This is a genomic window from Stenotrophomonas sp. 10L48, from assembly GCF_056395105.1.
On record NZ_JBFTIX010000001.1, the window covers coordinates 460,216 to 486,370 of the forward strand.

Here is a 26,155-nt window from a genome sequence, read left to right on the forward strand (position 1 = left end):
CCTTTGTTTACGCGCCCTCGGCCTGGAGCCGCTCGGTGAAAGCCTGGAGGCTCATGCTGCCGAGATCTTCGCCAGAACGCGTACGCACCGCCACAGCGCCGTTTTCCTTCTCGCGGTCACCAATGACCAGCAGGTACGGCACGCGCTGCAGCGTGTGCTCGCGAATCTTATAGCCGATCTTCTCGTTACGCAAATCGGCGCTGACGCGGAAGCCTTGATCCGCAAGGCTTTTGGTCACCGCAGAGACGTATTCAGCCTGCGCATCGGTGATATTGGCCACCACCACCTGGGTCGGCGCCAGCCAGGCCGGGAACTGGCCGGCGTGGTGCTCGATCAGGATGCCCAGGAAACGCTCCATCGAACCGACGATGGCCCGGTGCAGCATCACCGGATGCTTCTTCTGGCTGTTTTCGTCCACGTATTCAGCGCCCAGACGGCCAGGCATCATGAAATCGACCTGCATGGTGCCCAGCTGCCAGGTGCGGCCGATGGCGTCCTTCAGGTGGTACTCGATCTTCGGGCCGTAGAAGGCGCCCTCGCCCGGCAGCTCCTGCCATTCCACCCCGCAGCTGGACAGCGCCGAGCGCAGCGCGCCCTCTGCCTTGTCCCAGGTGGCGTCATCGCCCAGGCGCGATTCGGGGCGCAGCGCGATCTTGACCTGGATCTCCTCGAAGCCGAAATGCTGGTACACCGCCAGCGCCTGCTGGTGGAACGCGGTCACTTCCGCCTCGACCTGGTCTTCGGTGCAGAACACGTGACCGTCGTCCTGGGTGAAGCCACGCACGCGCAGGATGCCGTGCAGCGCACCGGAGGGCTCGTTGCGGTGGCAGGCGCCAAACTCACCGTAGCGGATCGGCAGATCGCGGTAGCTGTGCAGCCCCTGGTTGAACACCTGCACGTGACCCGGGCAGTTCATCGGCTTGAGCGCGTAGGTACGCTTCTCCGACTCGGTGAAGAACATCGCGTCCTGGTAGTTGTCCCAGTGGCCCGATTTCTGCCACAGCGACACGTCCAGAATCTGCGGGCAGCGCACTTCGCCGTAGCCGGTGCTGCGGTACACCTTGCGCATGTACTGCTCGACCACCTGCCACAGCGCCCAGCCCTTCGGGTGCCAGAACACCAGGCCCGGGGCCTCTTCCTGCAGGTGGAACAGGTCCTGCTGCTTGCCGATGCGACGGTGGTCGCGCATCTCCGCTTCTTCGATGCGCTTGATGTACGCATCGAGCTGCTTCTTGTCGGCCCAGGCGGTGCCGTAGACGCGCTGCAGCTGCTCGTTCTGCGCGTCGCCGCGCCAATAGGCGCCGGAAATGCGGGTCAGCTTGAAGGCCTTCAGGAAGCGCGTGTTCGGCACGTGCGGGCCGCGGCACATGTCCACGTATTCCTGGTGGTAGTACATGCCCATCGCCTGGATGTCAGGCGACATGTCCTCGATCAGGCGCAGCTTGTAGTCCTCGCCACGGGCCTTGAAGATCTCGATGACTTCCGCGCGCGGCGTCACTTTCTTGATGACGTCGTAGTCCTGCGCGATCAGCTCGCCCATGCGCTTTTCGATCGCCGCCATGTCTTCGGGGGTGAACGGGCGCTCGGAGTAGATGTCGTAGTAGAAGCCCTCGGCGATCACCGGGCCGATCACCATCTTCACGTCCGGATAGAGCTGCTTGACCGCGTGGCCGACCAGGTGGGCGCTGGAGTGGCGGATGATTTCCACGCCCTCCTCGTCCTTGGCGGTGATGATGCGCAGGGACGCATCGTGGTCGATGACGTCACTGGCATCGACCAGCACGCCATCCACCGAACCGGCGATGGTGGCCTTGGCCAGGCCGGCGCCGATCGACTGGGCGACGTCCATGACGCTGACGGGGTTTTCGAATTCGCGGCGGCTGCCGTCGGGAAGGGTAATCGTGATCATTGCAATGGCTTCATGCGGGGCCCGCCGTGGCGGGCTGGAAAGCGCTCCCGGGCTGTCGTCCGGGCAATAAAAAAGCGCCGCGAGGGCGCCTGGAATGCAGGGCCTTCGGGGCAGGTCAACAGTGGGCGGTGGTAGTGCTCATGTCGCACGCTCGGCCGGCGCAGTGCGCGGGCCACCTTGGTTCCAGGATGTGGTTGCCCGTGATCTTAAACCAGCGGCGGACAAAGCCCAAGCGGTGCCTGAATGGCGCTGGCTGGCGGCGTGAAAACGCAATGATTACCATGTCCGCGCAGCCCGCCCCGTGCCGGCCTGCCCGCTTCCCCCCAGGATCCTGCAATGCGCCACCCGCCCCGACCGGCGCCTGCCGGTCCCGCCCGTGCCCCGCGTTCACCGGCCGTATGCCGGGCCCGGAGCCCCCGATGATCACCGTTGGCCTGTCGACCCTGGGCTTCTGCAGCCTCGGCATGCTGTCGGCGATGTTCTCCGCGCTGGCCTTCTATGCCGCCTCCCCGCACTGCCGCTGGCCACGCCTGCGCCGTGCCGGGCGCCTGGGCCGGCAGATCGGCCTGGTCGCTGCAGTCGCTGCGCTGTGGCTGTGGATGGCCGAACTGGGCTTTGCCGCCGGCCTGGTGGCCATGCTGTGCACCTGGATGCTGGCCGCCATGCTGCTGCCGGCACTGGCCGCGTGGCACCGCCCCGATGTGGAGCCGCGCTGATGTGGTCGCGCGCACTGGCCGGCATCTTCGCCGGCTTCTTCCTTGCCGCTGCGGCGACCGGCCTGGTCGCATGGCTGCCGCCGGGGCCCTGGCAGAAAGCCCTGGTGCCGAGCCTGATCGCGTTCGTCCCGTTGTGGATGCTGGCCGCGCTGTGGGCCTTCAGTTTCCGCAGCCCGTTGCGCGCCTGGCTGACCCTGGCAGGTGGCGCGGCCCTGGGCTTTGCCGTACTCGGCCTGCTGCGCCTGGCCGGCGCAGTGCAATGAGATCGACCGCATGAAATTCAGTTCACAGACCCTGCGCACGTTCACCACCCTGCACACCTGGGTCGGCCTGGTTGCCGGCTTCGGGCTGTTCGTGGCGTTCTATGCCGGCGCACTGACCCTGTTCCACCACGACCTGCCGCTGTGGCAGACGCCTGGCGCGGCAACCGCATTGCCGGCCGGCCTGGATGACGCCCAGTACCTGCTCGACGACGTGCTGGCCACGCATGCGGAAGCGCGTCGCCACGTCGGCATGACCTTCCCGGGCGCCGATCATCCGCAGCCGCTGGCCTACTGGCAGGCCGAAGACGGCAGCTGGCGCTATGCATGGCCGGGACAGACCGGCGGCAGCCCGACGCCACCGCAGACCGGGCTGGCCGAACTGGTCAACGAACTGCATTACAGTTTGGGCCTGCCGGTGGCCGGGATCTACGTGATGGGCATCGTCAGCCTGCTGTACGGCATGGCCCTGCTCAGCGGGCTGGTGATCCACCTGCCCAAGCTGCTGGGCGATCTGTTCGCGCTGCGCCCGGGCCGCAATCTAAAGCAGCAGTGGCAGGACGCGCACAACGTGATCGGCGTGCTCAGCCTGCCGTTCCACCTGATGTTCGCGGTGACCGGCGCCCTGCTCTGCCTGGTGTTCATGCAGATGGCGGTACTCGATCCCCTGATCTACGACGGCAAGGCGCTGCAGGCGGTACCGACGGCAATGGATACCGCGCCGCTGCGCGAAGCCAGTGGCATCCCTGCCGCACCGGGCAGCCTGCGCGAACTGCACGCGCGGGCGCTGGAAGTGGCCCGCGCGCAGGGCGTGGCCAACTTCGAACCGGCCTACCTGAAACTGGCCAATGGCGGTGATGCCAACGCGACCATCGAAATCACCGGCGAGGCCAGCGGTACGCTTGGCCCGCTCGGCGCTGTCGCGCTGGATGTCGAAAGCGGCCGCGTGCTGGCCAGCCAGCTGCCCGGCCAGCGCGATGCCAATCACGCCACGCTCAGTGCCGCCTACGCCCTGCATTTCGGCGAGTTCGGCAACGGCGTGGTGGTCTGGCTGTACTTCCTGCTGGGCCTCGGCGGCGCCTTCCTGTTCTATTCGGGCAACCTGCTGTGGATCGAGTCGCGTCGCAAGCGCCGTCAGCCGCAGCAGTCGCGCGCGGCCGTCAACATGGCGCGGGCCACGGTGGGCGTCTGCATCGGCCTGTGTGTGGCGATCTCGGTGGCCTTCGTGGCCGCGCTGGTGCTGGAGCGGGTAGCGCCTGCCCAGGTCGACCACGGCATCCGCTGGGCCTGCTTCGTGACCTGGGCGGCGTGTGCGCTGTGGGCAGCCCTGCGCCGCCCGGCACAGGCGGCGCGCGAACTGCTGTGGGCTGCGGCGATCAGCACCGCGCTGGTGCCGCTGGCGCACGGCGCCCTCAACGGTGACTGGCTGTGGCTGGCCGCCGCACGCGGCCACTGGCCGTTGTTCTGGATCGATGCGATGGCACTGGCGATGGCGTTTGGCTTTGCCCGCTTGGCGTATGCGAGCCAGCGGCGCGCCCGCAACGGTGACCCCAACAGCGTGTGGGCGAACTGACCAAGCCCGCTCGCAGCACGCGGGTTTACATGGCTTCCACGTAGCGGGCCACTTCGATCAGGTTCCCATCCGGATCACGGAAGTACACCGACTCGATCGGCCCAAGTGCTCCGGTACGCGGCACCGGTCCTTCTTCAATCGTCACCTGCTGGGCCTGCAGGTGGGCCAGCACCGCCTGTACGCCCAGCGGGGTGATCAGGCACAGATCGGCGCTGCCACGGGTCGGCAGCAGCGCGTGGGGCTGCAGCGGCGCGCTGGCCGGGTGCAGGTTGATCTTCTGCTGGCCGAACTGCAGGGCGACGCGGCCGGCCCCGAAGCGCACGACGTCCATGCCCAGCACGCGCTGGTAGAAGTCGCAGCTGCGCTCGATGTCGGCAACGGTAAGCACCAGATGGTCCAGGCGGTCGATGATGATCATGCACGCAGCTTAGCGCTGCGTGCATGGCGCCGATGTGCGGTTTCAGGCCACAGCGTTTGCCCATCACCGCCGTACCAGCCCCGGTCCGGAGATGTCGAACCGGTCAGTCGCCGACGCGGGCCTTCTGCCACGGAGCAAGCATGGCGTTGAGCAGGCTGGCCTGCTCATCGTCACCGGTCAGTTCCCACATGAAGACACCGGCCAGGCCCTGCTCGCGCGCGAACTGCGCACGCAGGCCGATGGAGCGCGGATCCTCGTAGCTGATGAAGATCTTCTGCGCCGGGTTGTACAGCCACGGGCTCTGCGCCTGCGGCTGCCAATGCTTCGTCCAACCCGGCTGGTCGAGATAGCGCGCCTTGATCACCCGCCAGTCACCGGCGTCGGCCGGCGCGCTGTAGGCCTGGTACAGGCCGTCCGCCGACTCGCCGGTGACCTTGAAGCCGCGCCCGTAGAACGGCACGCCCAGCACCAGCTTGGCCGCCGGCACGCCATGCTCGCGGTAGTACTGCACGGCACCGGCCACGTTGTTCCAGCGCCGCAGCTCCGGCGCCAGCGGGTCGGCTGGCACTTCATGCAGGGGGGCATTGAAGGTCGATACCGATGAGAAGCCGGTGCCCATGTCGTAGCTCATCAGGTTGATGAAATCGAACACCTTGGCCAACGCGGGCAGATCGTAGCTGGCGGCAGGGTCGTATGGTCCATCGGTCTGCAGTCGGCCAGCGGCCAGCGCGGCGGTCAGCAGCATCGGCTGCCCCGCCTTTCTGCCGCGGGCATCCAGCGCCAGCCGGAAGGCCTGCGCAAGCTTGGTCAGGTTGGCACGGTCCTGCGGGCGGTGCGCCAGTTCCTTCGGGCCACCGCTGACGGGGAACTCCCAGTCGATGTCCACGCCATCGAAACTGCCGGCATGGCGCTCGAAGAACAACGCCATGCACGAATCGACCAGGCGCCTGCGGCTGGTCTCGGTCAGCGCCGCATCGGAGAATCCGCCCGCGCCCCAGCCTCCGATCGAAATCAACGTGCGCAGATGCGGATGCCTGCGCTTGAGCTCGGCCAATGCGGCGAAGTTGGCTGGTGCCTCGGCACCGATCGCACAACGTCCGTCCTCGATGGTGGAAAACGCATAGAACAGATGGGTGAGTCGTTCGGCCGGGATGCTCGATACCGGATAGCGCTCGGCGGAACCGCCGGGATAGTACGCACCGAAGATCGGCGGTTGCGCCGGTTGCGCCTGCGCGGCAATGGGCAGGGTGCCGGCGATCAGCACTGCAAGTACGGCCAAGGTCTGGCGGAACATGGAAACTCCCGGGTCGAAGGCGCCGCCACGTTAGCAAACAGATCGGCCCGTGGTGCGGATGTCCGTGCATGTCGTCCGCTGGACAGTGGCGTGCCGCTGGAATCTGACACGGTCGTGGCTGCACAACGTCGAAAGCACTTCGCTGCAGGACAACACACGACCTGCCTGAGCTAAGGTGGCGCTGGATCTTCACTGGCACACGGACATGACCGCAGACCACGACGCAGACGGCGAGCTGCTGGACGACGAAACCCTCGAAAAGCTGCAGGCGCTGGAGGCCCGCGCCTATGCAGCCTTTGATGCGGGCGACCTGGCTGACGCAGCAATCCTGTTCGGCCAGCTCGTCGAATGGACACCCGACATCCCCCACCTGCACTACATGCGCGGGCTGGCACACAAGTACCTGCGCGAGTGGGCGTTGTCGCTGCAGGACAATCTCCGCTCCGAGCAGCTGCGCGATGAAGTCGATGAGGCGACCGCGTGGAATGCGGGAATTGCCGCCACCGGCGCCGGCGACTGGGCCGAGGCGCGCCGGCAATGGACCCGCTGCGGCATCACCCTCCCCGAGGGCGAAGGCCCGATCAACGGCAATTTCGGTGTTGCCTGTGTTCGCCTGAATCCGTGGTCCAGCGGCGAGACCGTGTACATGCGCCGGCTCGATCCGGTACGCGCGCGGCTGGAAAACGTGCCGCTTGCGGAGAGCGGGTTCCGCTTCGGCGACATCGTGCTGCACGACGGCGCCTCCACCGGGCGCCGGACCTACGGCGATCGCGAAGTACCGGTGTTCAATGCCATGCAGCGCCTGCAGCAGTCGGACATGGCGACCTACGCCGTGTTCGTGCAATGCGGTTCGCCGGACGACATCGCCGCGCTGCGCGCAATGACGTTGCCCGGCATCAGCCTGGTTGAAGACTGGACCCATTCGGTACGTCACCTGTGCCTGCGCTGCAGCTATGGGACACCGCACCAGCACGATGACGACAGCCACGAGGATGACAGCGGCTGGGTGCGCGAGCGCAATCTAGGTATTGCCGCACAGGGCCGCGCTGCGGTCGAAAAACTGATGTCGGCCTGGGCCGCGGCAGGCACCGGGCGCACGCTCGATGCGATCGAACACCGTGAGCACCCGCAGCAGGGTCCGCAGCCGGGCCAGGTGTGGTGGCTGGGTCACGAACAAGCGGACGCATGACGGCAGGGCGCTGCAGCCCTTACGGTACAAGGCTTTCAGAATTCTTCAGGCGTCCTTCCAGCACTTCAGCCAGCCCTCTGGCCGAATCGACACTCCTTTCGATGGAGTCCGATCATGCGTTCGCCGCTGCCTGTGTCCACCCTGCTGCTGTGCCTGTACGCCCTCCCCTGCATCGCAGGCCCTGCCCACCCAGATCCCGGCCGCATGCGCGCGCTGGAGCAGGCCATTGCCAGCGATGAGCTGAAACAGATCCGCAGCGTGCTGCTGCAGGTTGATGGACAGGTCGTGTACGAGGGCTATTTCAACGGTGCCGATGCGCAGACCCTGCACGACGTGCGCTCGGCCAGCAAAAGCGTGACCGCCCTGCTGGTCGGCGCAGCGATCGGCGACGGCCGGCTGCCGGGCGTTCGCGCGAAGGTGTACGACTACTTCCCGGCCTTCGTCGCCCACCACGACGTGGACCCCCGCCTGCGTGGCACGACGGTGGAGGACCTGTTGGCGATGAGCACGCTGTGGGAGTGCGACGACGAGAACCCGTTCTCGGCCGGCCACGAGGAGCGCATGTACGTCGGCGAGCGCTGGCTCGATTTTGCCCTGGCGCTGCCGGTGAAGGGCTTCGCGCCCTGGATGGCGCGCCCGGAGGACAGTCCTCACGGTCGCGCGTTTGCCTACTGCACCGCCAACTCCTTCGTGCTCGGCGCGGTACTGGAACGTGCGACCGGACAACCGCTGGCCGATTACGCAGCCCATGCACTGGAACGACCACTGGGCATCACCCACAGCCAGTGGAACCGTTCCCCCGAGGGCATCGGCATGGGCGGAGGCGGCACACGCTACCGCAGCCGGGACCTGGCCCGCCTCGGCCAGCTCGTGCTTGATGGCGGTCGTTGGCAGGGGCGCCAGCTGGTTCCACGCGACTACGTCGCCGCGATGCTGTCACCGCAGGCAACGGCCGGCGACGGCAGCGATTACGGCTATCAATGGTGGGGCCTGAAACTGACTGTCGGTGGCCAGCCACAGACCGTATGGGCGATGTCCGGCAACGGCGGCAACTACGTGTTCCTGCTGCCGCAACAGCGCGCCGTCGCGGTGGTGACCAGCCAGGCCTACAACCGCAGCATCGCTCACCCGCAGTCGCGCCGCATTCTCACCGAATTCCTGCTGCCGGCGCTGCGCTGAGGTCGGCCAGCCCGGCGGGACGCCAGTCGGCCGCCAGCACCTGCGCACGCTGGCGGCCGATATCGGCATCGATGCGCGCCAGCAGCGGCGCCCAGCCGGGCGCTTCGTGCAGGGACGCAAACAGCGGCGTGGAGCGCAACCACGCCGCATCGCGGAAGCCATCATCGACCGCCTGTTGCAGCGCGGTGACGGCAGCCTCCGGGTCGCCTTGCGCCTGCAGCAGCAGGGCCCGCTCAAGCGCGGCATCGGACCACCCGTCGCCGCGCTGCGCCTGCAACATTGCAAGACGCGACGCCACCCACTCCGGCGATGCCGCGGGCTGCGCGTACAAGGCCGCCAGCGATTGACCGAGCGATTGCTGTGGACGCAGCTGCCGCCCGCGCTCGAAGGCATCGGCAGCACCGGCGTGATCGCCCGCCAGCAGCGCCAGTTCGCCCTGCAGCCGCAGCAACTGCGGATGTGGCGTGCCGCGTGCCAGCGCCTCGGTCAACGCCTGCCTCGCCCGGCCCGGGTCACCTGCCGCGAACAGACTGCGCGGCCAGGCGATGTTGGCGAAGACGTTGTCCGGATACAGCTGGAAATTACGCGCGTGGCGCTGCGCGGCCGCGTGAGTGAAACCGAGCAGCTCCAGTTCGCGCGCCACCTGCACATCACGGAAGCGCAGGCGCTCGGGCGCCGTCAATGCAAGATTGGCACGCAGGGCCAGGGCAAGGTGGCCGCGCTCCTGGTGCAGGTAGGCGAGCGAGGCACGGGTGCGCTCGTCGCCCGGATCCAGCGCGATCGCCCGCTCGTATTCGGAAATGGCCTGCGGCATCTGCCCGAGGCAGTCGTAGGCATAACCTCGAAGCGCGTACACAGCACCCTCCTGCGGCGCGAGATCACGTTCGATGTTGGCCAGCGCCAGCCCTTCCCGGACCTGCTCGGGCGATCCATTGAACAGACAGCCCTGTGCGGACAACGCTCGTGACAGGCCGCGCCGCGCCGGACTGGAATCAGGGTCCACCTGCAATGCCTGCCGGTACAGGGCGATGGCGCGCTCGTTGTTGCTGGCCTGGCCGATGCTGGCGTAATAGTCGGCGCGCTGCAGCAACGGCAGCGGGCCACCGGCCGCCGGCGCGCGCGGCCAGAACGAGGCGGCAGCGGCGAGAACGACGACACCGGCACCTGCAAGCCATGGCCATTTCTTCCGGTGCGCGGTAATGGGCACCGCCGCTGCCGGCGGTGCGATGGTCGGCACTGCACACAACTGATAGCCGCGCCCGCGTACCGAACGGATGTAGCGCGGGCGTCGGCTGTCATCACCCAGCGCCTGCCGCAACAGCTTGACCCGCTGGCTGATCGCATCCTCCCCAACCACTGCAGGTGCCCACACCTGTGCAGCCAGCGTGTCGAAGTCGACAACGTCGTTGCCGTGTGCCAGCAGCACGTCGAACAGGCGCCAGCTCAGCCCCTGGATCGGCAGCACGTCGCCGGCGCGGCTGACCCGCTGCGCGGGGCGGTCGATCTGCAGGTCAAGCAGGCGCAGGGTGTCCATGGGTGAAGCATAGCGCCGCGGTACGACGCCGGCAGCGCCGGACGACAGGCAAAGAAAAAGCGGGCCGAAGCCCGCTTTTTCATTCTGGCGTGTCAACCAAGATTGACACCTACCGTCATCGACCTGCGGTCGATTACTCGGCGGTGGCGCCTTCGCCTTCCTCGACGGCCTTCATCGACAGGCGGATACGGCCCTGCTTGTCGACTTCCAGCACCTTGACCTTGACCACATCGCCTTCCTTCAGCACGTCGCCGACCTTCTCGACGCGGTCGCTGGAGATCTGCGACACGTGGACCAGGCCGTCCTTGCCCGGCAGGATGGTGACGAACGCACCGAAGTCCATGATCTTGGCGACCTTGCCTTCGTAGATGCGGCCCGGCTCGACGTCCGAGGTGATCTGCTCGATGCGGGCCTTGGCGGCCTGGGCAGCGATGGCATTGACCGAAGCGATGACGATGGTGCCGTCATCCTGGATGTCGATCTGGGTGCCGGTTTCCTTGGTGATGGCCTGGATGGTCGAACCACCCTTGCCGATCACTTCGCGGATCTTGTCCGGGTGGATCTTGATGGTCAGCAGGCGCGGCGCGTAGTCCGACAGCTCCTCACGCGGGGCGGTCAGGCCGTGGGCCATTTCGCCCAGGATGTGCAGACGGCCAGCCTTGGCCTGCTGCAGAGCCTGCTTCATGATCTCTTCGGTGATGCCTTCGATCTTGATGTCCATCTGCAGGGCGGAGATGCCCTCAGCGGTACCGGCAACCTTGAAGTCCATGTCGCCCAGGTGATCTTCGTCACCCAGGATGTCGGACAGGACGACGAAGCGATCGCCTTCCTTGACCAGGCCCATGGCAATACCCGCCACCGGAGCCTTCACCGGCACGCCGGCGTCCATCAGGGCCAGCGACGAGCCGCAGACCGACGCCATCGACGAGGAACCGTTCGACTCGGTGATTTCCGAGACAACGCGGATGGTGTACGGGAAGGATTCCAGCGACGGCATCACTGCCAGCACGCCGCGCTTGGCCAGACGGCCGTGGCCGATCTCGCGACGCTTCGGGCCCATCATGCGGCCGGTTTCACCCACCGAGTAGGGGGGGAAGTTGTAATGGAACAGGAAGTTCTCTTTGTACTCACCGGAGACGGCATCGATGACCTGGCCATCACGGGCGGTGCCCAGGGTGATGGTCACGATGGCCTGCGTTTCACCGCGGGTGAACAGCGAGGAACCGTGGGTACGCGGCAGGATGCCGGTCTTCACTGCGATCGGGCGGACGGTGTCCAGCGCACGGCCGTCAATGCGGACCTTGGTGTCCAGCACCGAGTTGCGCATGGTGCTGTATTCCAGCTCGCCGAATTCCTTCGACAGCTCGGCCGGGTTCCAGCCTTCAGCGGCAACGCGGCCGGCCAGCGACTCGACCACGTCCTTCTTGATCGCCGAGATGGCGTCGCGGCGCTGCAGCTTGTCGCGCACCTGGAAGGCCTCGCCCAGACGCGGGCCGATGGCTTCCTGCAGGGCGCTGATCAGCACGTCGTTCTTGGCCGGGGCCACCCAGGTCGACGGCTTGGTGCCGGCTTCCACGGTCAGTTCGTTGATCGCGTTGATGACCTTCTGCATTTCGCGGTGACCGAAGGTCACGGCGCCCAGCATCACGTCTTCGGACAGCAGCGCGGCTTCGGATTCCACCATCAGCACGGCGTTGGCGGTACCGGCAACGACCAGCTCCAGCTCCGAATCCTTCAGTTCGGTCACGGTCGGGTTGAGGATGTACTCACCGTTCTTGTAACCCACCTTGGCGGCGGCGATCGGACCCTTGAACGGGGTGCCGGCCAGCGACAGCGCAGCCGAGGCACCGATCAGGGCCGGGATGTCACCGTCGATGTCCGGGTTCAGCGACATCACGGTGGCGATGATCTGGACTTCGTTCTTGTAGTCTTCCGGGAACAGCGGACGGATCGGACGATCGATCAGACGCGAGATCAGGGTTTCCTTCTCGGTCGCGCGGCCTTCGCGCTTGAAGAAGCCACCCGGGATACGGCCACCGGCGTAGAACTTCTCCTGGTAGTCACAGGTCAGGGGGAAGAAGTCCTGGCCCTCACGCGCGCTCTTGGCGGCAACGGCGGAGACCAGCAGCACGGTGTCGTCGAACTTGACGATGACGGCGCCACCGGCCTGGCGGGCGATTTCGCCGGTCTCAAGCGTGACGGTGTGCTTGCCGTACTGGAAGGTTTTGGTGATTTTTGCCACGGAGGGTGTCCTTGGGGATGCTGTCTGCGAATGGACCGTGGGCGACCCTTGCCGCCAACGGATGACCGGTCGTTCCGATCTGAAAAAGGTATTGCGATGCTACAAAACAAAACCGCGGCGCATCGCTGCGCCGCGGGGGATTCGTTGCTTAGCGACGCAGGCCAAGCTTCTCGATCAGGGCCTTGTAACGCTCGACGTCCTTCTTCTTCAGGTAGTCGAGCAGGCTGCGGCGGCGGTTGACCATCTGCAGCAGACCACGGCGGCTGTGGTGATCCTTCTTGTGGGTCTTGAAGTGGCCGGTCAGCAGTTCGATGCGGGCGGTCAGCAGTGCAACCTGGACTTCCGGGGAGCCGGTATCAGCCGAGCTGCGCTTGTTGTCTTCAATGACCTTCTGGGTGTCGATCGACATGTCTTTTTTTCTCTGTGATGCGTGGCCGGCAGGAACGCGCTTTCGCGCACCGCCTGGCTCGCCGTGAACCAACAATGGATGAAACCCGCCTTCGGCAGGCTGCCGTAAAACGGCCGCGGAATTGTAACGGCCAGGGGGCTTTGGAACAAGGTCCGGGGCTGAACCGGGCCTCCTCGTTCAGAGGTTGAAGCGGCGCTGCGGGGCCAGCAGACCGCTGTCGTCGACCTGGCCCAGGCCCTGCGCCACCGATCCAGGGCCAAACACCGCCACCAGGCCGCGCGGCCAGGAGAGGTCGCGCTGGCGCTGGCCCACGCAGAAGCGCTGGGTCTGCTCGGCGTCCAGGTCAACCCGGGGGTATTCGGACAGGCCCGCCGCCAGCGGCAGCAGCAGCGCGTCCATGGCGGCCTCATCCTGCGCTTCCACCAGAGCCCTCAGCTGCTCCAGGGTGACCATCGCCGGTTCGTGGAACGGTTCCACCCACAGGCGCCGCAGGGCGCTGATGTGCGCGCCACAGCCCAGCGTTTCACCCAGGTCACGGGCCAGACTGCGGATATAGGTGCCCGAGCCGCAGGTGACCCGCAGCCGCAGCCGCTCGGGGTGCTGCTCCAGAATCTCGATGGCGTGGACCTTGACCTGGCGCTCGGGCGCCTCGATGGCGTCGCCACGGCGGGCCTTCACATACAGCGGCTCCCCGCCCTGCTTGAGCGCGGAATAGATCGGCGCACGCTGCAGGATGTCGCCCAGCAGCGGCGCGATCGCCGCCTGCAGGGCCTCGGCGCTGATCACGGGCACCGGCCGCTCGAGCAGCACCTGGCCCTCGGCGTCGTCGGTATCGGTGGTCTGGCCCAGCACGATCTCGGCGTCGTAGGCCTTGGCCGAGCCCAGCAGCAGGCCAGCGATCTTGGTGGCCTCGCCGAAGCACAGCGGCAACAGGCCGGTGGCCAACGGGTCAAGGCTGCCGGTGTGGCCACCCTTCTCCGCACGGAACAGGCGACGGGCGACCTGCAGCGCGGCGTTGGAGCTCATGCCGGTCGGCTTGTCGAGCAGCAGGATGCCATCCAGGCGACGGAACTGAATTCGGGTCATGACAGGTACGGGTAGCGCCGGGCCATGCCCAGCGAGCGCGCAGCGCGGTCTGCATCAGACATCGCGCAGCCGGAATGCAACAACGCCGGGCATGCCCGGCGTCGCGCGGTTATTCTTCGTCGCCTTCGCGACGCTTTTCGGCGGCCACGGTATCGGGCAGGTCGCGCAACAGGTTGTCGATGCGCTCGCCACGATCGACCGAGTCGTCGTAGTGGAAATGCAGCTCCGGCACATGCCGCAGCTTCATCGCGCGCGCCAGTTCCATGCGCAGGCCCCAGGCCAGTTCCTTCAGGCCCTTCACGGCTTCAACCGAACGTTCCGGCATCAGCGCGGTGACGAACACCTTGGCGTGGGCCATGTCGCGGGTGATTTCCACGTCGGACACGCTCACCGAGGGCAACCCGTGCTCACGCACGGCGTTGTGCACCAGGGTGCCGAGTTCACGGCGCAGCTGGGCGGAGACACGGTCGGTTCGATGGAAAGTCTTGGGCACGCGGCAGGCTCTTGATTCGATTGTGGCCCGACCAAGGTCAGGCCCTACAGTTTACGGGATGAAACGAGACCGGCCCGTGAGGGCCGGTCCGTTGCAGCATTACAGGGTGCGCGGCACTTCGATACGCTCGAAGCACTCGATCTGGTCACCCGGCTTGACGTCGTTGTAGGCCTTCACCGCGATACCGCATTCGGTACCGTTGCGGACTTCCTCGACGTTTTCCTTGAAGCGGCGCAGCGATTCCAGCTCGCCTTCGAAGATCACCACGCTGTCGCGCAGGACGCGGATCGGCTTGTTGCGCTTGACCACGCCCTCGATGACCATGCTGCCGGCGACGGCACCCAGCTTGGAGCTGCGGAAGACGTCGCGGACCTCGGCGATACCGATGATCTCTTCGCGGATCTCCACGCCCAGCAGACCGGAGGCCACCTGCTTCACCTGATCGATCACGTCATAGATGATCGAGAAGTAACGCAGGTCCACGCCGTTGGATTCGATGATGCGACGGGCCGAAGCATCCGCACGCACGTTGAAGCCGATGACGGTGGCCTTCGAAGCGGCGGCCGAATTGGCATCCGACTCGGTGAWGCCGCCCACGCCGGAGTGGATCACGTTGATGCGGATGTCGTCGTTGGACAGCGCCACCAGGGCCTGGCTCAACGCCTGCACCGAACCCTGCACGTCGGCCTTGATGACCAGGTTGAGGACCTGCTGGCCCTCGCCCTTGCCCAGGGTCGCCATGATGTCTTCCATGCGGCTGCCCGCAGTGGCGACCAGGCGCGATTCGCGGCGCTTGGTCTCACGCTGCTGGGCAACGTCCTTGGCCAGACGCTCGTCGTCGACGACGACGAAGTCATCACCGGCTTCCGGCACGCCGGACAGGCCCAGGACCTGCACCGGGATGGACGGACCAGCGAACTCCGGCTGCTTGCCGGTTTCGTCGAACAGCGCACGCACGCGGCCGTACTGGATGCCGCACACCAGGTAATCGCCCTTCTTCAGGCGGCCCTGCTGCACCAGCACCGTCGCGATCGGGCCACGGCCCTTGTCCAGCGACGATTCGATGACCACGCCGTTGGCACGACCGTCGTCGACCGCCTTCAGTTCCAGCAGTTCAGCCTGGACCGAAACAGCTTCCAGCAGATCGTCGATGCCCAGGCCGGTCTTGGCCGAGATCTCCACCATCTGGGTGTCGCCACCGAAGTCTTCGGCCACGACCTGCTCGGAGAGCAGTTCGTTCTTGACCCGCATCGGGTCGGCACCGGACTTGTCGATCTTGTTGATCGCCACGATCAGCGGCACGCCCGCCGAACGGGCGTGCTGGATCGCTTCCTTGGTCTGCGGCATGACGCCGTCATCGGCAGCCACGACCAGCACCACGATATCGGTCAGCTTGGCACCGCGGGCACGCATCGAGGTGAACGCGGCGTGGCCCGGGGTATCCAGGAAGCTGATGACGCCCTTCGGCGTTTCAACGTGGTACGCACCGATGTGCTGGGTGATGCCGCCGGCTTCGCCGGTGGCGACCTTGGTGCGACGGATGTAATCCAGCAGCGAGGTCTTGCCGTGATCGACGTGGCCCATGATGGTGACCACCGGCGGACGCTGCACGGCCTCGCCCTGGTTCTCGCCAGCCGATGCCAACAGCGCGTCTTCAGCGTCGTTGTCGCTGGCGCGGATCGCCTTGTGACCCAGCTCTTCGGTGACCAGTGCCGCAGTGTCGTGGTCGATGGACTGGGTGATGGTGGCCATCACGCCCATCTTGAACAGCGCCTTCACCACCTCGCCGCCCTTCAGCGCGAGCTTCTGCGCCAGGTCGGCCACGGTGATGGTGTCGCCGATCGCCACTTCACGCACGACCGGTGCGGTCGGACGTTCGAAGGCGTGCGGGCCGGAGTTGCCACCGCCGCGCGACATGTCGCGACGGCCGGACGTCGGACGGCTGCCCGGGCGACCACGGTTGTTGCTGTTGTTGCTGTTGCCACGGCGCGCACGATCGGCGGCTGACAAGTGCATCTGACCGGCAAAGCGATCACCCGGGCCACGCTCGTTGCGCGGCGCGTTGCGATTGTTGCGGTCGTCGCTGCGCGGCGGCGCACTACGCGGAGCAGCCGGGGCTGCAGCCGGAGCACGCGGCGGGCGCGGCGCGGTTTCGTCGATCGGCGCGCGCACCTTGGGCTGGCTGGCAGCCAGGGCTTCGGCAGCCTTGGCGGCGACCGCAGCTTCCTCGGCCGCCTTCTTCTCGGCCTCGGCACGCTCCTTGGCAGCGACCTCTTCCTCGCGCTTGCGGACGATTTCCTCGTCACGCAGGCGGTCCTTCTCGGCCAGTGCCTGCTGCTCGGCGAGGTTGCGTGCGCGCGACTCTTCCAGCTTGCGCAGGATGTCGGCACGCTCTTCGTCCGGGGTCATCGCGCGACCACCATCGGCCTTGACGTAGGTGCGCTTCTGGCGCACTTCCACGTTCACGGTTGTCTTGCTGCGACCGGAATTGACCGTCACTTCCTGCTGCTTGCGACGGTTGAGGGTGATCTTCTTGGCAGACTGATCAGTCTCTTCCGGGGCCTGCTCGGGCTTGCCATGCGAGCGACGAAGGAAGCCCAGGAGCTTCACTTTCTCGGAGCTGGTCACGACCTGGTCGGGACCGCTGAACTTCATGCCGGCACCAGCCAGCTGTTCCAGCAGTTTTTCGACCGGTGTATTGACCAGTTCAGCAAGCTTGCGGATGGTGGTTTGCTGCGACATTCGGATCCTATGATCTTGTGGGCGCCCCCCCGCATCTGGAGGTGGCGCGGATTCTACGCCCTGATCGGCTCAGGGCCCTGTTCATTGCCGGCTCATTCGCCGCGTTCCAGTCGGGCGATTTCCTCGGCACGCGCGGCCAGGATCAGCGCCGCGGCGCGCTCCTGGTCCAGCCCTTCGATGCCGAAGTCCATGACCTCGTCGGCGGCCAGGTCGGACAAGTCCTCGCTGGTACGCACGCCGTGGCCGGCCAACGCATATGCGGTGGCTTCGTCCATGCCCTTCAGGGACAGCAGGTCCTGCGCCGGCTGGCCGTCCTCCAGGCCTTCCTCGACTGCCAGGGCCTCATTGAGCAGCGCATCGCGGGCACGTGCGCGCAGCTCTTCGACGATGTCTTCGTCGAAACCTTCCACGGCCAGCAGTTCGCCGACCGGTACATATGCGATTTCCTCGACCGTGCCGAAGCCTTCGCTGACCAGGATGCCAGCGATTTCCTCGTCCACTTCCAGCTTGTCCATGAACAGCTGGCGAGCCGAAGCCTGCTCGGCTTCCGACTTGGCGGTCACCTGGTCCTGGGTCATCACGTTCAGCTGCCAACCGGTCAGGCGGCTGGCCAGGCGCACGTTCTGGCCGCCCTTGCCGATCGCCTGGGCCAGGCGGTCTTCAGCAACGGCCAGGTCCATCGAATGCTTGTCTTCATCGACGATGATCGACTGCACTTCGGCCGGCGCCATCGCGTTGATGACGAAGTTGGCCGGGTTCTCGTTCCACAGGACGATGTCCACGCGCTCGCCATTGAGCTCGTTGGACACGGCCTGCACGCGCGAACCACGCATGCCGATGCAGGCGCCGATCGGATCGGTGCGGGCATCGTGGGCGAGCACGGCGATCTTGGCGCGGTCGCCCGGATCGCGGGCGCACGCCTTGATTTCCACCAGGCCCTGGCCGACTTCCGGTACTTCCAGCTTGAACAGCTCGATCATGAATTCCGGCGCTGCGCGGCTGATGAACAGCTGCGGGCCACGCGGCTCCGAACGCACTTCGGCCAGGTAGCCGCGGACGCGGTCGCCGGCACGCAGGACATCACGCGGAATGCCCTTGTCCTTCGGAATGAAGCCTTCGGCGTTGCCCCCCAGGTCGACATAGATGTTGCCGCGCTCGGCGCGCTTGACCACACCGGTGATCAGCTCACCGACGCGATCGGCCCAGGCATCGACCACCTGCTGGCGCTCGGCTTCGCGCACACGCTGCACGATCACCTGCTTGGCGGCCTGGGCGGCGATGCGACCGAAGTCGGGGTTCTCGATCTGCTCTTCGATGTAATCGCCGACATCCACGCCTTCGGCTTCGTCGATGGCGTCCATCAGGCGGATCTGGCGATCCGGCGATTCCATCACTACGTCGTCGGCCACCACTTCCCAGCGGCGGAAGGTTTCGTAGTTGCCATCCTTGTGGTCGATGACCACGCGGGTCAGCACTTCCTCGTCGGGATAGCGCTTCTTCGCTGCCGAGGCCAGGGCGGCCTCGATGGCATCGAAGATCACTTCACGCGGCACGCCCTTCTCGTTGGCGACCGCGTCCACTACCAGCAACAGTTCCTTGCTCATTGGCTCACTCCGCGCGCGGCTTCTTTGCCGCCGGCTCGTTGGAAGAAGAATTCTTGTTCGGCTTCGGACGCTTCGGTGCCGGACCGGTCGGCTTGCTCGGGGCCAGCCCCAGCGCCACCCAGTCAGGCATGATCCGCGCCTTGTCGATGTTGTCGGCCGACACCACCAGTGCGGCGTTGTCGACGATGAAGGTGATGCTGCCCTGCGCCTCATCGATCGCTTCGATGCGACCCTGCAGGCGACGACGGTTTTCCTGCGGCAGCTTCAGGGTGACCTTGGCCGATTCGCCGAGGTGACGACCGAACTGCTCCAGGTTGAACAGCGGGCGATCCACGCCCGGCGAAGACACTTCCAGCGTGTAATTGCCGCTGATCGGGTCTTCGACGTCCATCTGTGCGGACACTTCGCGGCTTACCCGCTCACAGTCGTCCACATTGATGATGCGCTCCGGCTGTTCCGCCAGCGGCACGTCGATGTAAAGGCGAAGGGTCGCACCGCCGGGGGCCGGCAGATACTCAACGCCCAGCAGCTCCAGGCCCAGCGACACAACGGTCGGGGCGAGCAGATTCGCGATGTCGGTTGCCTTGTCGCTCACAGCCTGCCTTGATCTCTTGGTTGGGTGCCGGCCTTGGCCAGCATGGAAACATGACGCCCCGAAAACGACGAAGGGCCCGCTGGGCCCCTTTTCCGGAAAGACTCCGGTGACTGGATTCCGGTTGCAACGCGCTGAACAAGCGTGCTGCGGCCCTCCTTCCGGGTGGATCTCCGATGGGGAGCGCCGCCGTCAGGGGTACTTCTAGGCCGCTGATGATAGCCCCTGCACCGCTCTGGTGCAAGGCTGCGGCCGTCCTGAAACCCTCCGCTGCACTCGCCGGGCATGGCCCGGCGCTAGCGGGTGACCGCGCGATGGTAGCGCCGGGCCATGCCCGGCGGATCGGCGGAAGCCGCAAAGAAAAACGCCCTCGAAGCAAAGCTTCGAAGGCGCATTCTTTACTTGGTAGCGGGGGCAGGATTTGAACCTGCGACCTTCGGGTTATGAGCCCGACGAGCTGCCAGACTGCTCCACCCCGCATCAGAAGCGGAATTATGAGGGATAACTTCAAAACCTGCAAGCTTTTCCTCATTCATCGAATTGGTTGGCGCCGATTCGATGTGTTGGTAGCGGGGGCAGGATTTGAACCTGCGACCTTCGGGTTATGAGCCCGACGAGCTGCCAGACTGCTCCACCCCGCACCGGAAGTGTTTGAACCGCTGCCTCACTCTGGCGAGGGAGGCGCTCCGCAACGATGTTCTGGCTGAACCGCTGCAGTGACAACTCAAGCTGCGTATATTACACGAATCGCGCAGCTTTGTGTCAACTTTTATGCAAGATGCGCAAATGCCTGCTGGCACCAGACCATGATCGGGTTCCAGGCCAGGCCGAGCGCCAGCAATGCCAGTGCGTTCACGCCCAGCACGACACCCAGCACGCGATCCTTGCTGCGCGGCATGGCCTCGCCCACCGGCTCATCGAAGTACATGACCTTGATGACACGCAGGTAGTAGAAGCAGCCGACCACGGCACACAGCACGCCCAGGATCGCCAGCCACAGCAGGCCGCCATTGATGGCAGCGCCGAGCACGGCCAGCTTGGTCCAGAAACCGAGGAACGGCGGAATGCCCGCCAGCGACGCCATGATGCACAGCACCAGGCCGGCCATCCACGGGTTGCGGGCGTTCAGGCCCTTGAAGTCCTCGATGTTCTCGGCCTCGAAGCCGGCGCGCGACAGCGCGATGATCGCGCCGAAAGCAGCAGTCGACATGATCGCGTAGGCCAGGGCGTAGAACAGCGCGGCCGCATAGCCCTGCGAACCGCCGCCGGCGATGCCCATCAGCAGGAAGCCGATATGCGAGACCGTGGAGAACGCCAGCATGCGCTTGAGATTGCTCTGCGCAATGGCCATCAGGTTGCCGATCACCAGCGAGACCGCGGCCAGGCCAGCGATCAGCAGCTGCAGTTCGGTGGACAGCGGGCCCACGCCCATTTCCAGCAGGCGGTAGGCCATGCCGAAAGCGGCCAGCTTCGGCGCCGAGCTGATGAACAGCGCGACCGGCGCCGGGGCACCCTGGTACACGTCGGGCAGCCACATGTGGAACGGTGCGGCACCCAGCTTGAAGGCAACGCCGGCAATCATGAACACCGCGCCGGTGACAAGCAGCACGCGCTCTTCCGAGTGCGGGATGGCGGCCTGGATGGCGTCCAGGTGCAGGCTGCCGGTGGCGCCGTAGATCAGCGACATGCCGTACAGCAGCAGGCCCGAGGCCAGCGAACCAAGCACGATGTACTTCATCGCCGCTTCCGAGGCCAGGCCGTTGTCACGGTTGCTGGCAACCAGTGCGTAGGAGCACAGGGCCAGCAGTTCCAGACCCAGGTACACCATCAGCAGGCTGCCGGCGGACACCAGGATCATCATGCCGGCGGTGCCGAACAGGATCAGCACCGGAATCTCGCCCTGGAACAGCTTGCGCTCGCGCAGGTAGCCCCAGCCGTAGATCAGGGTCAGGCCGCTGAGCAGCACGATCCCGGTCTTCATCACGTCCGCGGCGGTATCGCGCACGAACATGCCATGGAAGACCTCCCCCTGCCCGCCCACGCCGGTGGCCAGCATGAACAGCACCACGGCCAGTGCGGCGACCGAGAACAGGTGGGTGACGATCTTGTTCCGTTCGCTGACGAACAGGTCGAGGATCATCAGGGCGAAGGCACTGCCGATCAGCACCAGCTCGGGAGCGAGCGGTGGCAGGTCAGCAGCGGTCAGTGGCAGCAGCGGCGAGGTGGTCATCATCAAATCCTGGAATTACAGCAACTTGCTGGATGCGATCTGCATCGCCAGCTTTGCGATCGAGGGCTCCATCAGGTCGGTCAGCGGCTTGGGGTAGATGCCCAGGGCCAGTACGCCAATGGCGAACACGCCCAGCACCAGCCATTCGCGGCCGTTGATGTCCTTCAGTTCGGCGACGTGGCTGTTGGCCACCTCACCGAAGAAGATGCGCTTGTACAGCCACAGGGTGTAGGCCGCACCGATGATCAGGGTGGTGGCTGCGCCCAGGGCGATCCACGGGTTCCGCTGGAACGCCGACAGGATGACCATGAATTCACCGACGAAACCGCTGGTGCCCGGCAGGCCGGCGTTGGCCATGAAGAACAGCATGGCGAACGTGGCGAACCACGGCATCACGTTGACCACGCCGCCGTAATCGGCGATGCGGCGGCTGTGCATGCGGTCGTACAGCACGCCGACGCAGGAGAACATCGCGCCGGACACGAAGCCGTGCGAGATCATCTGCACCATGGCGCCCTGCAGGCCCAGGCGGGCCGCATCGACGTTGCCGGCTTCACGCACCAGCCACAGGGCGATGAAGGTACCCAGGGTGACAAAGCCCATGTGCGCGATCGACGAATAGGCGATCAGCTTCTTCATGTCGTCCTGCACCAGGGCGACCAGGCCGACGTAGATCACTGCGATCAGCGACAGCGCGATGACCAGCCATGCCCATTCCTGCGAGGCATCGGGAACGATCGGCAGGTTGAAGCGCAGGAAGCCGTAGCCACCGATCTTCAGCGCGATGGCGGCCAGGATCACCGAACCGGCGGTCGGCGCTTCCACGTGCGCGTCCGGCAGCCAGGTATGCACCGGGAACATCGGCACCTTGACCGCGAACGCGATCAGGAAGGCGAAGAAGATCCAGGTCTGTTCCTTGCCCGACAGCTGCAGTGCGTAGAGGTCGGCCAGCTGGAAGCTGCCGCCCTTCATGTACAGGTAGATCAGCGCCACCAGCATCAGCACCGAGCCGAGGAAGGTGTAGAGGAAGAACTTCAGTGCGGCGTAGATGCGACGCGGGCCACCCCAGACACCGATGATCAGGAACATCGGGATCAGCATCGCCTCGAAGAACACGTAGAACAGCATCGCGTCCGTGGCGGCGAAGATGCCGACGGTGACACCTTCCAGGATCAGGAAAGCGGCCACGTACTGGTTCACGCGCTTGTCGATCGCGCTCCAGGCGCCGATCAGGGCGAGCACGCTGACCAGCGTGGTGAGCAGGATCAGCGCTACGGCGATGCCGTCCACGCCCAGGTTGTAGCCGATGTTGTAGGTCGGGATCCAGGCGTGGGTCTCGACGAACTGCAGCGCGTCGATGCCCGGGTTGTAGCCGCCCAGCAGCGACAGACTCGCCACGAAGGTCAGCACCGCGACGCCCAGCGACGCCCAGCGGGCGGTCTGCGCATCACGGATCGCAAGGATCAGGGCACCGCCGAGGATCGGCAGCCAGATGAGGACACTGAGTAGAGGCCAGTTCGACACGTCTTCTTATTCCGTACAGGTCATCAACGCAGGTAATGCATCAGCACGCCCAGGAGGGCAATCAGGCCGATGATCATCGCGAAGGCGTAGTGATAGAGGAAACCGGATTGGGTACGGCGCAGCACGCTGGCTGCGACGTCCACAACACGTGCCGAGAGATTGACCACACCGTCGACGATGTTGCTGTCGATCCAGCGCGAGACCTTGCCCAGCTTGACGCTGCCACCGGCAAAGCCATCGATCCACAGCTTGTCGAAGCCGTACTTGTTTTCCAGCACGGACACCACCGGGGCGAAGGTCTTGCGTGCCTTGCCCGACAGGTCCGGCTTCCACAGGTAGAACAACGCAGCCAGCAGGAAGCCTGCCAGGGTCAGCCAGAACGGCGGCAGCATCATGCCGTGCAGCGCGAAGGCCACCGGACCATGGAACTCCTCGCCCAGGAAGGCCACGGTGTTCTTGGCCGGATCGTAGAAATCGACGATGCCGGTGAAGAACGTGTTGACCTGGCCCTTGATCGCCACATGGGCGTGGTGACCGGCCCAGTCGGTGCCGTGCAGCATCGGACCGATGCTGAAGAAACCGATGGCGATCGACGGGATGGCCAGCAGGATCAGTGGCAGCGTCACCACCCACGGGGTTTCATGCGGCTCATGCGGACCGTGGCCATGGCCGTGGTCGTCATGCGCGTCGGCATGATGTGCATCGGCAGCATGGTGGTCGTCATGACCATGGCCATGATCGTCGTGCGCATCGCGGAAGCGTTCCTTGCCGTGGAAGGTCAGGAACAGCAGGCGGAAGCTGTAGAAGCTGGTCACCAGCACGCCACCCAGCACCGCCCAGTAGCCATAGGTGGCCACCCAGCTGTTCTGCATGTGGGCGTGGATCTCGGCGGCCTCGATGATGGTGTCCTTCGAGTAGAAGCCGGAGAAGAACGGCGTACCGACCAGGGCCAGGGTACCGATCCACATGGTGATGAAGGTGATCGGCATGTACTTGCGCAGGCCGCCCATCTTGCGCATGTCCTGCTCGTGGTGCATCGCGATGATGACCGAGCCGGCACCCAGGAACAGCAGCGCCTTGAAGAAGGCGTGGGTCATCAGGTGGAACACGGCAGCGGAGTACGCCGACACGCCCAGCGCCACGGTCATGTAACCCAGCTGGGACAGCGTGGAGTACGCGACGACGCGCTTGATGTCGTTCTGCACGATGCCGATCAGGCCGGTGAAGAACGCGGTGGTGGCACCGATGAACAGGATGAAGTTCAACGCGGTCTGCGACAGCTCGAACAGCGGCGACATGCGGGTGACCATGAAGATACCGGCGGTCACCATCGTCGCGGCGTGGATCAGTGCCGAGATCGGGGTCGGGCCTTCCATCGAATCAGGCAGCCAGACGTGCAGCGGAACCTGGGCCGACTTGCCCATGGCACCGATGAACAGGCCGATGCAGATGACGGTGGCGATCGACCAGATCACCGGCTCGTTCAGCAGCTGCATGCCGAACATGGTGCCGTCCCAGATCTGCAGCTGGGCGCGCGGGTCGGCGAGCATGCCGGCCTGCGAGAACACCTGCGAGTAGTCCAGGGTACCGAACACCCACAACACGCCGGCGATGCCCAGCAGGAAGCCGAAGTCACCGACGCGGTTGACCAGGAACGCCTTCATGTTGGCGAAGATCGCGGTCGGGCGCTTGAACCAGAAACCGATCAGCAGGTACGACACCAGGCCCACTGCTTCCCAGCCGAAGAACAGCTGCAGGAAGTTGTTGCTCATCACCAGGGTGAGCATCGAGAAGGTGAACAGCGAGATGTAGCTGAAGAACCGCTGGTAACCCGGATCATCCTGCATGTAGCCGATCGTGTAGATGTGGACCAGCAGCGACACGAAGGTCACCACCACCATCATCATCGCGGTCAGCTTGTCGACCATGAAGCCGACATGGGCCGAGTACTGGCCGACTTCGAAGAACGTATACAGGTTCTGGTTGAACGGCTGCGCCCCGCCCCACAGCAGCTGGTAGAGCGTGTGCATCGACAGGCCGCAGGCAACCGCGACACCGAGGATCGTGATGGTCTGCGCGCCGAAGCGCTTGACCTGGCGACCGAACAGGCCGGCGATGATGCTGCCGAACAGCGGTGCAAGCACCACTGCGATCAACAGACTCTTGGAGAGAGTGATTTCCATCTGTGGATCAGCCCTTCAACGAATCGACTTCGCCGACATTGATCGTGCGGCGTGTACGGAACAGGGTCACCAGGATCGCCAGGCCGATGGCGGCCTCGGCAGCAGCCACGGTCAGGATGAAGAACACGAACAGCTGGCCGGCCGTGTCCCCCAGTTCCCGGGAGAACCCGACGAAATTGATGTTGACCGACAGCAGCATCAACTCGATGGACATCAGCAGGACGATGATGTTCTTTCGGTTGAGGAAGATGCCGGCGAGGCTGATGCAGAACAGCACCGCGCCCAGCGCCAGGATGTGGCCCAGAGTGATCGAGATCATGCCTTGGTCTCCTCGTCGCCCGCGGCCGGCGTGCTGTTGCTGTGGATCTGCGGCTGTTCGGCGTCCATCTTGACCATGCGCAGGCGGTCGTGTGCCTTGACCATGGTCTGCTGCGACGGGTTCTGCGTCTTCAGGCCTTCACGACGGCGCAGGGTCAGCATCACCGCGGCGACCACGGCCACGGTCAGGATGACGGCGGCGAACTCGAACGGCAGCAGGTACTCGGTGAACAGGCTGCGTGCCAGCCAGGTGACGTTGGAACTGTCGGCGGCGAGCGCGGCGGCGTTGTCGGCCGGGAACGGGTTGACCGTCCTGCCCTTCACGCCGATCAGGATCAGCATCTGCACCAGCATCGCCACGGCCACGATCAGGCCGACCGGCAGGTAGCGCACCCAGCCTTCACGCAGCTTGTCCGGATCGATGTCGAGCATCATCACCACGAACAGGAACAACACCATCACCGCACCAACGTAGACCAGCACCAGTGCCACGCCGAGGAACTCGGCGCCGACCAGCAGCCACACGCAGGCGATGGAGAAGAAGGTCAGCACCAGGCACAGGACAGCGTGCACGGGGTTGCGCACGCTGATCACCGCACCGGCCGAAACCGTTGCCGCGATGGCGAAGACCCAGAAAGCGATATTTACCCAATCCATCTC

The 26,155-nt window shown here is 65.4% G+C and carries 21 protein-coding genes and 2 tRNA genes; 5 read left to right on the plus strand and 18 right to left on the minus strand.

Annotation, left to right across the window (positions count from 1 at the left end; translation table 11 throughout):
* Window positions 1-7: 7 nt before the first annotated feature.
* Complete coding sequence (gene thrS / locus AC1DCU_RS02385) at window positions 8-1,909, minus strand: threonine--tRNA ligase (RefSeq protein WP_025876257.1); 1,902 nt, start codon at window positions 1,907-1,909, stop codon at window positions 8-10.
* A 419-nt stretch (window positions 1,910-2,328) separates the two neighbouring features.
* Here thrS and AC1DCU_RS02390 point away from each other — a divergent pair, with 419 nt between their 5' ends.
* Genes AC1DCU_RS02390 through AC1DCU_RS02400 form a run of 3 tightly spaced genes read left to right on the plus strand, consistent with a single transcriptional unit; the run spans window position 2,329 to window position 4,458 of the window.
* Entirely contained in the window at window positions 2,329-2,625 is a 297-nt protein-coding gene (locus AC1DCU_RS02390) for a hypothetical protein (protein WP_025876254.1), read from the plus strand.
* On the plus strand, window positions 2,625-2,888 hold the full coding sequence (locus AC1DCU_RS02395; RefSeq protein ID WP_442251530.1) for a hypothetical protein: 264 nt from the start codon (window positions 2,625-2,627) through the stop codon (window positions 2,886-2,888). Before AC1DCU_RS02390 ends, AC1DCU_RS02395 begins: the two co-directional genes overlap by 1 nt.
* 10 nt (window positions 2,889-2,898) lie before the next feature.
* Window positions 2,899-4,458, plus strand: a complete 1,560-nt coding sequence (locus tag AC1DCU_RS02400) for a PepSY-associated TM helix domain-containing protein (protein WP_059064702.1) — start codon at window positions 2,899-2,901, stop codon at window positions 4,456-4,458.
* A gap of 25 nt (window positions 4,459-4,483) precedes the next feature.
* On the opposite strand, the gene AC1DCU_RS02405 is transcribed toward AC1DCU_RS02400, so the two are convergent.
* Both AC1DCU_RS02405 and AC1DCU_RS02410 read right to left on the minus strand, forming a co-directional pair.
* The gene (locus tag AC1DCU_RS02405) at window positions 4,484-4,876 is read right to left on the minus strand and encodes a VOC family protein (RefSeq protein WP_032974993.1); all 393 of its coding nucleotides are present in this window, start codon (window positions 4,874-4,876) and stop codon (window positions 4,484-4,486) included.
* A 103-nt stretch (window positions 4,877-4,979) separates the two neighbouring features.
* On the minus strand, window positions 4,980-6,170 hold the full coding sequence (locus tag AC1DCU_RS02410) for a glycoside hydrolase family 18 protein (protein ID WP_032974994.1): 1,191 nt from the start codon (window positions 6,168-6,170) through the stop codon (window positions 4,980-4,982).
* Window positions 6,171-6,375: 205 nt separating this feature from the next.
* Between AC1DCU_RS02410 and AC1DCU_RS02415 the strand changes: the two genes are divergently transcribed.
* The gene (locus AC1DCU_RS02415; RefSeq protein WP_442251531.1) at window positions 6,376-7,359 is read left to right on the plus strand and encodes a tetratricopeptide repeat protein; all 984 of its coding nucleotides are present in this window, start codon (window positions 6,376-6,378) and stop codon (window positions 7,357-7,359) included.
* 114 nt (window positions 7,360-7,473) lie between these two features.
* A complete protein-coding gene (locus tag AC1DCU_RS02420; protein WP_025876243.1) occupies window positions 7,474-8,538 on the plus strand; it encodes a serine hydrolase domain-containing protein in 1,065 nt (354 codons plus the stop codon).
* Here AC1DCU_RS02420 and AC1DCU_RS02425 read toward each other — a convergent pair.
* From AC1DCU_RS02425 to AC1DCU_RS02495, 15 genes are all read right to left on the minus strand, one after another.
* Window positions 8,507-10,072, minus strand: coding sequence for a tetratricopeptide repeat protein (locus AC1DCU_RS02425; protein WP_442251533.1), 1,566 nt, complete (start codon window positions 10,070-10,072; stop codon window positions 8,507-8,509). The two genes, AC1DCU_RS02420 and AC1DCU_RS02425, sit on opposite strands and share 32 nt — an antisense overlap.
* A gap of 133 nt (window positions 10,073-10,205) precedes the next feature.
* Window positions 10,206-12,314, minus strand: a complete 2,109-nt coding sequence (gene pnp / locus AC1DCU_RS02430; protein ID WP_025876239.1) for a polyribonucleotide nucleotidyltransferase — start codon at window positions 12,312-12,314, stop codon at window positions 10,206-10,208.
* 148 nt (window positions 12,315-12,462) lie between these two features.
* Window positions 12,463-12,723 (minus strand): 30S ribosomal protein S15, encoded by a 261-nt coding sequence (gene rpsO / locus AC1DCU_RS02435; protein ID WP_005410445.1) that lies wholly within the window; start codon window positions 12,721-12,723, stop codon window positions 12,463-12,465.
* 177 nt (window positions 12,724-12,900) lie between these two features.
* Entirely contained in the window at window positions 12,901-13,809 is a 909-nt protein-coding gene (truB, locus tag AC1DCU_RS02440) for a tRNA pseudouridine(55) synthase TruB (RefSeq protein ID WP_032974996.1), read from the minus strand.
* A gap of 109 nt (window positions 13,810-13,918) precedes the next feature.
* The gene (gene rbfA / locus AC1DCU_RS02445) at window positions 13,919-14,302 is read right to left on the minus strand and encodes a 30S ribosome-binding factor RbfA (protein WP_025876229.1); all 384 of its coding nucleotides are present in this window, start codon (window positions 14,300-14,302) and stop codon (window positions 13,919-13,921) included.
* A gap of 99 nt (window positions 14,303-14,401) precedes the next feature.
* On the minus strand, window positions 14,402-17,044 hold the full coding sequence (gene infB, locus AC1DCU_RS02450) for a translation initiation factor IF-2 (protein WP_478014104.1): 2,643 nt from the start codon (window positions 17,042-17,044) through the stop codon (window positions 14,402-14,404).
* A gap of 92 nt (window positions 17,045-17,136) precedes the next feature.
* Complete coding sequence (gene nusA, locus AC1DCU_RS02455; protein ID WP_025876225.1) at window positions 17,137-18,648, minus strand: transcription termination factor NusA; 1,512 nt, start codon at window positions 18,646-18,648, stop codon at window positions 17,137-17,139.
* A 4-nt stretch (window positions 18,649-18,652) separates the two neighbouring features.
* Window positions 18,653-19,243, minus strand: a complete 591-nt coding sequence (gene rimP / locus AC1DCU_RS02460) for a ribosome maturation factor RimP (RefSeq protein WP_025876223.1) — start codon at window positions 19,241-19,243, stop codon at window positions 18,653-18,655.
* A gap of 400 nt (window positions 19,244-19,643) precedes the next feature.
* A tRNA-Met gene (locus tag AC1DCU_RS02465) sits at window positions 19,644-19,720 on the minus strand.
* An 84-nt stretch (window positions 19,721-19,804) separates the two neighbouring features.
* Window positions 19,805-19,881, minus strand: a tRNA-Met gene (locus AC1DCU_RS02470).
* 128 nt (window positions 19,882-20,009) lie between these two features.
* A complete protein-coding gene (nuoN, locus tag AC1DCU_RS02475) occupies window positions 20,010-21,470 on the minus strand; it encodes an NADH-quinone oxidoreductase subunit NuoN (protein ID WP_025876222.1) in 1,461 nt (486 codons plus the stop codon).
* Window positions 21,471-21,485: 15 nt separating this feature from the next.
* Entirely contained in the window at window positions 21,486-22,994 is a 1,509-nt protein-coding gene (locus AC1DCU_RS02480; protein ID WP_025876221.1) for an NADH-quinone oxidoreductase subunit M, read from the minus strand.
* Between the two features lie 23 nt (window positions 22,995-23,017).
* On the minus strand, window positions 23,018-25,177 hold the full coding sequence (gene nuoL, locus AC1DCU_RS02485; protein WP_032974998.1) for an NADH-quinone oxidoreductase subunit L: 2,160 nt from the start codon (window positions 25,175-25,177) through the stop codon (window positions 23,018-23,020).
* A gap of 7 nt (window positions 25,178-25,184) precedes the next feature.
* Entirely contained in the window at window positions 25,185-25,496 is a 312-nt protein-coding gene (gene nuoK, locus AC1DCU_RS02490; protein WP_032951897.1) for an NADH-quinone oxidoreductase subunit NuoK, read from the minus strand.
* Complete coding sequence (locus AC1DCU_RS02495; protein ID WP_025876216.1) at window positions 25,493-26,152, minus strand: NADH-quinone oxidoreductase subunit J; 660 nt, start codon at window positions 26,150-26,152, stop codon at window positions 25,493-25,495. The genes nuoK and AC1DCU_RS02495 overlap by 4 nt, the downstream gene beginning before the upstream one ends.
* Window positions 26,153-26,155 lie beyond the last annotated feature (3 nt).

Coding starts and splice junctions, on each gene's coding strand:
- AC1DCU_RS02495 (WP_025876216.1), bottom strand. CDS start 26,152: ATGGATTGGGTAAATATCGCTTTCTGGGTCTTCGCCATCGCGGCAACG.
- AC1DCU_RS02400 (WP_059064702.1), top strand. CDS start 2,899: ATGAAATTCAGTTCACAGACCCTGCGCACGTTCACCACCCTGCACACC.
- AC1DCU_RS02395 (WP_442251530.1), top strand. CDS start 2,625: ATGTGGTCGCGCGCACTGGCCGGCATCTTCGCCGGCTTCTTCCTTGCC.
- AC1DCU_RS02405 (WP_032974993.1), bottom strand. CDS start 4,876: ATGATCATCATCGACCGCCTGGACCATCTGGTGCTTACCGTTGCCGAC.
- rpsO (WP_005410445.1), bottom strand. CDS start 12,723: ATGTCGATCGACACCCAGAAGGTCATTGAAGACAACAAGCGCAGCTCG.
- nusA (WP_025876225.1), bottom strand. CDS start 18,648: ATGAGCAAGGAACTGTTGCTGGTAGTGGACGCGGTCGCCAACGAGAAG.
- nuoL (WP_032974998.1), bottom strand. CDS start 25,177: ATGGAAATCACTCTCTCCAAGAGTCTGTTGATCGCAGTGGTGCTTGCA.
- AC1DCU_RS02420 (WP_025876243.1), top strand. CDS start 7,474: ATGCGTTCGCCGCTGCCTGTGTCCACCCTGCTGCTGTGCCTGTACGCC.
- truB (WP_032974996.1), bottom strand. CDS start 13,809: ATGACCCGAATTCAGTTCCGTCGCCTGGATGGCATCCTGCTGCTCGAC.
- AC1DCU_RS02410 (WP_032974994.1), bottom strand. CDS start 6,170: ATGTTCCGCCAGACCTTGGCCGTACTTGCAGTGCTGATCGCCGGCACC.
- AC1DCU_RS02425 (WP_442251533.1), bottom strand. CDS start 10,072: ATGGACACCCTGCGCCTGCTTGACCTGCAGATCGACCGCCCCGCGCAG.
- AC1DCU_RS02415 (WP_442251531.1), top strand. CDS start 6,376: ATGACCGCAGACCACGACGCAGACGGCGAGCTGCTGGACGACGAAACC.
- nuoN (WP_025876222.1), bottom strand. CDS start 21,470: ATGACCACCTCGCCGCTGCTGCCACTGACCGCTGCTGACCTGCCACCG.
- thrS (WP_025876257.1), bottom strand. CDS start 1,909: ATGATCACGATTACCCTTCCCGACGGCAGCCGCCGCGAATTCGAAAAC.
- nuoK (WP_032951897.1), bottom strand. CDS start 25,496: ATGATCTCGATCACTCTGGGCCACATCCTGGCGCTGGGCGCGGTGCTG.
- AC1DCU_RS02390 (WP_025876254.1), top strand. CDS start 2,329: ATGATCACCGTTGGCCTGTCGACCCTGGGCTTCTGCAGCCTCGGCATG.